Below are 7,341 nucleotides of genomic sequence, written 5' to 3' on the forward strand. Positions count from 1 at the left end.
GTTCGGCGCCAAGGTGAAGCTCATCGACGAGGACACCGACGAAGAAAAGACCTACCAGATCGTCGGCGACCAGGAAGCCGACGTCAAGGCCGGCCGCATCTCCATCTCTTCGCCGATCGCCCGTGCTCTGATCGGCAAGGAAGTCGGCGATTCCATCGAGGTCAATGCGCCCGGCGGCTCCAAGGCCTACGAAATCCTTCAGGTTTCCTGGGGCTGATCGCCCGCCAGCCGCGAGACCCCTCCCTTGCCGGATATTCGTGACGTCGAGATTATCGCGCCCAATTTCAAGCGCCGGCTCTCCGGCGTCACGTCGACCATCGTCCAGCTCATCCCGTGCCAGATCCGGCTCGGCATCAAGATCGCGACACTCGGCCCCGGCCTGCCGGAGGACCTGCCGAAACTTGAGGGACGGCAGCTCCTCGGCCTCTGGCGCCCGCCGGCGCGCCGGCGCCAGCGTGTCTGGCACGCTCGCCGCAACAACGAGATGGCCGTCGGCATCCTGCTGCGCCATCTGTTCCGCATGCCGCTGAAGCTTCTCTTCACCTCGGCCGCGCAACGCCGCCACACCGCCTATACGAAATGGCTGATCCGCCGCATGGACGCCGTCATCGCGACCAGCGATCGATCCGGCTCGTTCCTCGACGTGCCGCACACGGTGATCCAGCACGGCGTCGATCTTGCCTTGTTCCATCCGCCGGAAACTGCGGAGGACGGCATCGCCGCCACCGGCCTGCCGGGCCGCCATCTCATCGGCTGCTTCGGCCGCGTGCGCCATCAGAAGGGCACTGATCTTTTCGTCCAGGCGATGATCGAACTGCTGCCGCAGCACCCCGAGTGGACGGCGGTCGTCTCCGGCCGGGTGACGGCCGAGCACACGGCATTTGGCGACAAACTCAAGGCGGATGTCGCGGCCGCCGGGCTCAGCGACCGTATCCTCTTCCTCGGCGAAGTGCCCGACATCAAGGTCTGGTATCGTCGCCTGGCGCTTTACGTCGCCCCCTCCCGCAACGAGGGCTTCGGCCTGACGCCGCTCGAAGCCATGGCCTCGCGCACGGCAGTGGTGGCATCGGACGCCGGCGCCTATGCCGAGCTCATCGTCACGGGCGAGACGGGCTCGGTCGTCGCTGCCGGCGATGGCGAGGCACTGACGCGGGCAATCGCGCCCTATATCGCAGATCCCGCTCTGGCGATCGCGCATGGCGAGAATGCGCTGCGACATGTCAGGGCGAATTTTGCGCTGGAGAAGGAAGCAAGTGCGATCGGCGCCGTTTACAACAGCCTTCTCGGTGGCAACCGCGGCTAAAGCGGAAAAGAAAAACGGCCCGCCGGATAGCGGGCCGTTTCAGGAATTTTAGGACTGCGGGACAGTGCGGTCAGTTATTCAGCCGGCTGAAGCCCGGCGGCGGGAGCACTCTCGCCGGTCTGGCCGCCCAGTGCGGCGGCGAGCTGCGCCGTATCCAGCTCGTTTTCCCAACGTGCCACGACGATCGTCGCGACCGCATTGCCGACGAGGTTGGTCAGTGCCCGGCATTCCGACATGAAGCGGTCGATGCCGAGGATGAGCGCCATGCCGGCGACCGGCACGGATGGCACGACGGAAAGCGTCGCGGCAAGCGTGATGAAACCGGCGCCGGTGATGCCTGCGGCACCCTTGGAGCTCAGCATCGCCACCAGCAGCAGCAGGATCTGGTCACCCCAGGAAAGCTGAATGCCGGTTGCCTGGGCAATGAATAGCGCTGCCAGCGTCATGTAGATATTGGTGCCGTCGAGATTGAAGGAATAACCTGTGGGGATGACGAGACCGACGACCGAGCGTTTGCAGCCGGCCCTTTCCATCTTGTTCATCAGTCCCGGAAGCGCTGCCTCCGAAGACGAGGTACCGAGGACCAGCAGCAGCTCTTCCTTGATGTAGCGCAGCAGCGCCACGATCGAGAAGCCGTTGTAGCGGGCGACAGCGCCGAGAACGATGAAGACGAAGAGCAGAGACGTGACGTAGAAGGTGCCGATCAGCATGGCGAGGTTGGCGATCGACCCGACGCCGTACTTGCCGATAGTGAATGCCATGGCGCCGAAGGCGCCGATCGGAGCAGCCTTCATGAGGATGGCGACGAGCTTGAACACGGGCGCCGTCAGGGCATTGAGGAAGTTGACGACCGGTTCGCTCTTTTCGCCGACCATGGCGAGCGCGATGCCGAAGAGCACCGAGAAGAACAGCACCTGCAGAATGTCGCCATCGGCAAAAGCGCCGACGATCGTCGTCGGGATGATGTTGGTCAGGAAACCGACGATGCTCTGCTCATGCGCCTTTGCGGCGTAGCCGGCGACGACGGCCGGATCCAGCGAGGCAGGATCGATGTTCATGCCGGCGCCGGGCTGGACGACATTGGCGACGATCAGGCCAATGATGAGCGCCAATGTCGAGAATGTCAGGAAGTAGAGCATCGCCTTGCCGGCGACGCGGCCGACCTTCTGCAGATCGCTCATGCCGGCAATGCCGGTCGCGACCGTCAGGAAGATGACGGGGGCGATGATCATCTTGACGAGCTTGATGAAGGCATCGCCGAGCGGCTTCAGCTGGGTGCCGAATTCGGGATAGAAATGGCCGAGCAGAATACCCGCGGCGATGGCGGCGAGAACCTGGACGTAAAGATGGGTATAAAAGGGCTTCTTGCCCTTGCTGCCTACGACTGCATCGAGTGGTGCTGCGATCATGATGTCCTCCTAATGGCTCGTCCGGAATGAACTCCGGCCTCCCGAGCCGTTCGCTTCAAGTCCAACAGCTCAGCCGTTGTTGCCAGGTTCTTCGCAATCGCCGTGCCAGTTTTGCGCGGACCAGCAAAATATTGAATTTATTATAGAAAAATTTACTGGGCTTCTGATGGCTCATTAAGCAATGCGAAAATCCGCACAAATACATTTGCGTTTCGTGCAGAAAAATGCACAAATCCGCCATGTCCGTGTCGCAGAAATTGTGGCTTTCCCTGCCCCTGAAGCACCGCATCCGGCGGATGTGGTGGACCTATGCCGTGCTCGCCCTCGTCGCTGTCGTCGCAAGCCTCTGGGCCAGCGGCGAGATCGGTCGGCACCGGGCGGAGGCTGCTCTCGAGGAACAGGCCCGCATGGATGCGAGGCTGAATGCTGCATTGCTGCGCACGGTTCTCGAAAAATATCGGGCGCTTCCCTTCGTGCTGTCGCAGGACGCGGCACTCACCGCCGCACTGGCGGGAACCGATGCGGGCGCTTTCGAGCGGCTCAGTCAGAAGCTGGAAAATTTGGCGGCGGGCACGAAGGCTGCCGTCATCTATGTCATCGACAAGGACGGCATGGCGGTTTCGGCCAGCAACTGGCGCGAGCCGACGAGCTTCGTCGGCAATGACTATCGTTTCCGCGAGTATTTTCAGGGTGCGGTGGTACGAGGACAGGCCGAGCACTTCGCGCTCGGCACGGTCAGCAAGAAACCGGGTCTATATATCTCTCAGCGGATTTCGGGCAGCAATGGCTTGCTGGGTGTCGTCGTGGTCAAGGTTGAATTCGACGACGTCGAGGCGGATTGGAATGCCTCAAACACCCCATCCTACGTTGTTGACGAGCGCGGCATTGTCCTCATCACCAGTATTCCGTCATGGCGGTTCATGACGATCGGCCGGATCGCCGAGGACCGGCTGACGGCGATCCGCGAAAGCCTTCAATTCGGCGATGCGCCGCTTCAACCCCTGCCGCTCGACATGGTCCGAAACCTCGGTGACGGGCTCGATGTCGTTGGGATCGTCATGCCGGGCGACGCGGGAAAAACCAGGTTTCTCGATGTCGGGATACCGGTTCCGGCCACCGGATGGCAGTTGCAGCATCTCGTGACGCTCGGGCCATCCGTCGATGCGGGAATTCGCGAAGCCCGCATGCTGGCATTGCTGATACTCTTGCCGTTGCTTGCTGGAGCAGCCTTCCTCTTGCGCCGCCGCCATGCGATCACCCTGCGGATATCCAGAGAACAACAGGCGCGGGAGGAACTGGAACGGCGGGTAGTCGAGCGGACACTGGATCTCAGCCAGGCGCGGGACCGATTGCAGGCCGAAATCATCGGCCATAAGAGCACGGAGCAGAAGCTGCAGGCGGTGCAGCAGGATCTGGTGCAGGCCAACCGGCTGGCCATCCTGGGCCAGGTGGCGGCCGGCGTCGCCCATGAGATCAACCAGCCGGTGGCAACCATTCGTGCCTATGCGGATAACGCCCGCACCTTCCTCGATCGCGGCCAGACGGCGCCGGCCGGCGAAAATCTCGAAAGCATCGCGGCGCTGACGGAGCGCATAGGTTCGATCACCGAGGAACTGAAGACCTTTGCCCGCAAAGGCCGAGGCAGCGCCGAACCAACAGGATTGAAGGACGTCATCGAGGGCGCGGTGATGTTGCTGCGCAGCAGGTTTGCCGGCCGCATGGATACGCTCGACATCGACCTGCCGCCCCCCGAACTGCAGGTGATGGGGAACCGGATCCGTCTCGAGCAAGTGCTCATCAACCTGCTTCAGAATGCCCTGGAGGCAGTGGCGCCGAAGGCCGGAGAAGGGCGCGTCGAGGTCAGAACATCCACCGAGGCAGGGACGGTAACGGTGACGGTCGCTGACAATGGTCCCGGCATCCCGCCGGAAATCCGCAAGGGCCTGTTCACGCCGTTCAATACCTCGAAGGAAAGCGGCCTCGGCCTCGGCCTGGTGATCTCCAAGGACATCGTCGGCGACTATGGCGGCCGGATGGAGGTTTTAAGCGACAACAGCGGAACCCGGTTCATCGTTCAGCTAAGGAAGGCTTGAGATCATGGAACCGCCGACCCCTGTTGCGCTGATCGACGACGACAAGGACCTGCGCCGCGCCACCGCCCAGACGCTCGAACTCGCCGGATTTTCCGTTTCCGCCTATGACGGTGCGAAAGCTGCGCTGGCGGATCTGCCGGCGGACTTTGCCGGCCCCGTCGTCACCGATATCCGCATGCCGGAGATCGACGGACTGCAGCTCTTCGCCACGCTGCAGGGCATGGATGTCGACCTGCCGGTGATCCTGATGACCGGCCACGGCGATATTCCGATGGCCGTTCAGGCGATCCAGGATGGCGCCTATGATTTCATCGCCAAGCCCTTCTCAGCCGATCGGCTCGTCCAGAGCGTGCGTCGCGCAAGCGAGAAGCGGCGGCTTGTTCTGGAAAACCGCATGCTGCGGAAGGCGGCCGAAGATGCGCAGGAGAATTTGCCGCTGATCGGCCAGACGCCTGTCATGGAAAACCTCAGAAACATTCTTCGCCACATCGCCGATACCGATGTGGATGTGCTCGTCGCCGGCGAAACGGGCAGCGGCAAGGAAGTGGTTGCCCAGCTTCTGCATCAGTGGAGCCACCGCCGGAGAGGAAATTTCGTAGCGCTGAATTGCGGCGCCCTGCCCGAAACCGTCATCGAAAGCGAACTGTTCGGCCACGAGGCCGGCGCCTTTACCGGCGCCCAGAAGCGCCGCACGGGCCGCATCGAACATGCAAGCGGCGGCACGCTTTTCCTCGACGAGATCGAAAGCATGCCGGCCGCCACCCAGGTCAAGATGCTGAGGGTGCTGGAGATGCGTGAGATCACGCCGCTTGGCACCAATGAGGTGCGTCCGGTCGATCTTCGCGTCGTCGCGGCTGCCAAGATCGACCTTGGGGATCCCTCGGTGCGCGGCGATTTTCGTGAGGATCTCTATTACAGGCTGAATGTCGTGACGATCTCCATTCCCCCGCTGAGAGAACGCCGCGACGATATTCCGCTGCTGTTTTCCCACTTCGCCGCTCGCGCCGCGGAGCGCTTCCGTCGCGATGTCCCGCCGCTTTCACCGGATGTGCGGCGGCATCTCGCCTCGCACCCATGGCCGGGCAATGTCCGCGAACTCTCGCATTATGCCGAACGCGTGGTGCTTGGCGTGGAAGGTGGGGCAACGGCAGCGGTCGCTCCGCAGCCGACGGATGCGACGCTTCCCGAACGGCTGGAACGCTACGAGGCGGAGATCATTCGCGACGCGCTGTCGGCCAATGGCGGCGACGTCCGCCGCACCATCGAGGCGCTCGGCATTCCGAGAAAGACGTTTTACGACAAACTCCAGCGCCACGGAATCAATCGGGGCGGCTATATATCGCGCAAGTAATTGGCGATGACGTTTGCTCTGCCGAGGTGGTGTTAGACCTCCACCAGTCCCAGCTTCTTCACCTGCCGGATCGTCAGCATGGTGCGCACGGTATCGACATGTTCGTTCGCCGTCAGCACCTCGATGACGAAATCCTGGAAACGTGTGAGGTTCTCCGCCACGCAATGCAGCAGGAAATCGCTGTCACCGGAGACCATCCAGGCCTGGCGCACCAGCGGCCATTCGGCGGTGGCGGCGGCGAAGGCCTTGAGATTGCCTTCCGACTGGTGCTTGAGGCCGACCATGCAGAAAGCGACGAGGTCGAAGCCGAGCTTCGGGCTGTTCAGCATCGCGTGATAGCCCTCGATGATGCCGGCTTCCTCGAGCTTGCGCACTCGGCGCAGGCAAGGCGGCGCCGAGATGCCGACCCGATCGGCAAGCTCCACATTGGTCATGCGGCCGTCAGCCTGCAGCTCCCGGAGGATCTTTATATCGATGACGTCGAGTTCCGCACGCCCCACATCATTGCCTTTCTTTAATTCTTCGCGGGGAGCTTCTATATAAAGCCGCGGAATACGCAAGAAAGTTTCACGCCGATGACGGATTCTTGCACATCCGGGCGATTTGCCTTGTTGGTAACGCAAGGCTCCCCTTGAATAAAAGCATTGGACGTTCATAAATGGCCCAGGGACGCGAAACGGCCGCAATCGCTATCGAGCCGCCGCCCTCCTGCCAGTCGAAAGGAAATGACATGCCCGCCCGCCATACCAAGGTGCTCATCATCGGTTCCGGACCTGCAGGCTATACTGCCGCGGTCTATGCCGCGCGCGCCATGCTGAAACCGGTTTTGATCGCCGGTCTCGAACAGGGCGGCCAGTTGATGATCACCACCGATGTCGAGAACTATCCGGGCTTTGCCGACCCGATCCAGGGTCCCTGGCTGATGGAACAGATGCTGCAGCAGGCAAAACATGTCGGCGCCGAGATCGTCAACGACCTCGTGACCGAAGTCGACATGAACCAGCGCCCCTTCGTCGCCCGCACCGACAGCGGCCAGGTCTGGACCGCCGATACGCTGATCATCGCCACCGGCGCCAAGGCCAAGTGGCTCGGCATCGAGAGCGAGCAGCATTTCCAGGGCTTCGGCGTTTCGGCCTGCGCCACTTGCGACGGTTTCTTCTATCGCAACAAGGATGTGATCGTGGT

The 7,341-nt window shown here is 62.2% G+C and carries 7 protein-coding genes; 5 read left to right on the forward strand and 2 right to left on the reverse strand.

The window, feature by feature from the left end; all coding sequences use genetic code 11:
- Window positions 1–217: GreA/GreB family elongation factor (locus FY112_RS02865; RefSeq protein ID WP_181018134.1), on the forward strand; the 217-nt coding region annotated here is incomplete at its 5' end.
- 27 nt (window positions 218–244) lie between these two features.
- Window positions 245–1,303, forward strand: coding sequence for a glycosyltransferase family 4 protein (locus FY112_RS02870; RefSeq protein ID WP_151517613.1), 1,059 nt, complete (start codon window positions 245–247; stop codon window positions 1,301–1,303).
- Between the two features lie 74 nt (window positions 1,304–1,377).
- Here the strand turns inward: FY112_RS02870 and FY112_RS02875 are convergent, their stop codons facing one another.
- Window positions 1,378–2,712 carry a dicarboxylate/amino acid:cation symporter gene (locus tag FY112_RS02875; protein ID WP_151517614.1) on the reverse strand — a complete coding sequence of 445 codons (1,335 nt, stop codon included), beginning with the start codon at window positions 2,710–2,712 and terminating at the stop codon, window positions 1,378–1,380.
- Window positions 2,713–2,936: 224 nt separating this feature from the next.
- On the opposite strand from FY112_RS02875, the gene FY112_RS02880 reads away from it, so the two are divergent.
- Together FY112_RS02880 and FY112_RS02885 are read left to right on the forward strand one after the other, a co-directional pair.
- The gene (locus tag FY112_RS02880; protein WP_151517615.1) at window positions 2,937–4,805 is read left to right on the forward strand and encodes an ATP-binding protein; all 1,869 of its coding nucleotides are present in this window, start codon (window positions 2,937–2,939) and stop codon (window positions 4,803–4,805) included.
- Window positions 4,806–4,809: 4 nt separating this feature from the next.
- On the forward strand, window positions 4,810–6,156 hold the full coding sequence (locus FY112_RS02885; protein WP_151517616.1) for a sigma-54 dependent transcriptional regulator: 1,347 nt from the start codon (window positions 4,810–4,812) through the stop codon (window positions 6,154–6,156).
- 32 nt (window positions 6,157–6,188) lie between these two features.
- Here FY112_RS02885 and FY112_RS02890 read toward each other — a convergent pair whose 3' ends face one another.
- The gene (locus FY112_RS02890; protein ID WP_003541645.1) at window positions 6,189–6,656 is read right to left on the reverse strand and encodes an Lrp/AsnC family transcriptional regulator; all 468 of its coding nucleotides are present in this window, start codon (window positions 6,654–6,656) and stop codon (window positions 6,189–6,191) included.
- Window positions 6,657–6,886: 230 nt separating this feature from the next.
- On the opposite strand from FY112_RS02890, the gene FY112_RS02895 reads away from it, so the two are divergent.
- Window positions 6,887–7,341, forward strand: a 455-nt coding sequence (locus FY112_RS02895; RefSeq protein ID WP_181018135.1) for an FAD-dependent oxidoreductase, incomplete at its 3' end; no start/stop codon positions are given.

Source organism: Rhizobium sp. PEPV16, from assembly GCF_008919455.1.
In the GTDB taxonomy this organism is placed as follows: domain Bacteria; phylum Pseudomonadota; class Alphaproteobacteria; order Rhizobiales; family Rhizobiaceae; genus Rhizobium; species Rhizobium leguminosarum_Q.